This is a genomic window from Methylobacterium nigriterrae (genome assembly GCF_037106235.1).
GTDB lineage: Bacteria > Pseudomonadota > Alphaproteobacteria > Rhizobiales > Beijerinckiaceae > Methylobacterium > Methylobacterium nigriterrae.
This window is the reverse complement of record NZ_JBAWTG010000423.1, coordinates 1-942: the sequence shown is the minus strand read 5'-3', so window position 1 is coordinate 942 and position 942 is coordinate 1. Positions and strand designations below refer to the sequence as shown.

The 942-nt window shown below is 64.0% G+C and carries 1 protein-coding gene and 2 pseudogenes; all 3 read left to right on the top strand.

Annotated elements, in window-relative coordinates; genetic code table 11:
• The coding region (locus WDW90_RS37535; protein WP_336492792.1) for a hypothetical protein at nt 1-274 on the top strand (274 nt) is incomplete at its 5' end.
• Between the two features lie 137 nt (nt 275-411).
• A pseudogene (locus tag WDW90_RS37530) lies at nt 412-666 on the top strand (hypothetical protein); the annotation flags it as partial.
• A gap of 94 nt (nt 667-760) precedes the next feature.
• Nucleotides 761-942 (top strand): annotated as a pseudogene (locus WDW90_RS37525) (efflux RND transporter periplasmic adaptor subunit); the annotation flags it as partial.

The window sequence follows — 942 nt, the reverse complement described above, 5'->3', positions numbered from 1 at the left end:
CAGCTTTCTCCATTCTGCGTCGTCCAGCATCACTCCTCCCAGTCAGGAGGAGCAAAACGCCCGCACACGGAACACGTTCAAGGCCGAACAGGCCGTAGCCGACGTTCGCATGAGCCCGCATCGGGTTCCGATATGCGACCGAGAGCAGACCTTTCGAGCGCATCGGATCAAGCGGGATCGAGAGCGGCAAATCTATTCTGCGAGCACAGGAGCCTGCATCATCAAGCGCGGGCCAATCGTGCTAACATTGGTGCCGCTGCTGCCAAAGAAATGATGCTGCAGTATCACGTCGGCGTTCATTCTCGAGCGCACGAGATCCAGCAGCGGGCAACGTCCATGAGCGATCCGCGGCCTCCGTCTTCTGCCCCAGCTGTAGCACCGTCGACGGCTGCAGCCCAAGCCGACGGCCGGATGCGGCGGATCGGCCGTCGAGTGCTTGAAGAGGCCAAGCGGATCCTCGGCATCTTCGCCTATCTCTGGGTCATCTTCGGGCTCCTTGTCCTCCACGAGCACATGGTTCTGTAGCGCCATGGCATCGGATACGGATTCTACGGCTTGGCCTTCATCAATGCCTGGATCCTGGCAAAGATCATGCTCGTGGCCGAAAGCCTGGATGTCCGCCCCCACTTCCGGGGACGGCCCCTGGTCTACCCGATCCTGGCCCGCCGGGCGTCCCGTCCGATCAAGCAGCGTGTGCCGAATGTGCGAGAATAAGTGGCGGTGCCCACGCTCGGTGGCCGCGATGCGGCGAGGGACGATCATGGCCCGCTTCTCCTCTCCAGTGCTCGCCATCATGCTGACTGCCGGGCTCGTCCTGCCCGCCCCGGCGCAGACGGATCCCGGCTCGGCCCTGCCGGTCGGGACCGTTCTCGCCCAACGCAGGGCCATCGATCAGGCGCTCGACTTCGTCGGGCGCGTCGAGGCCATCGGCCGCGTCGAGGT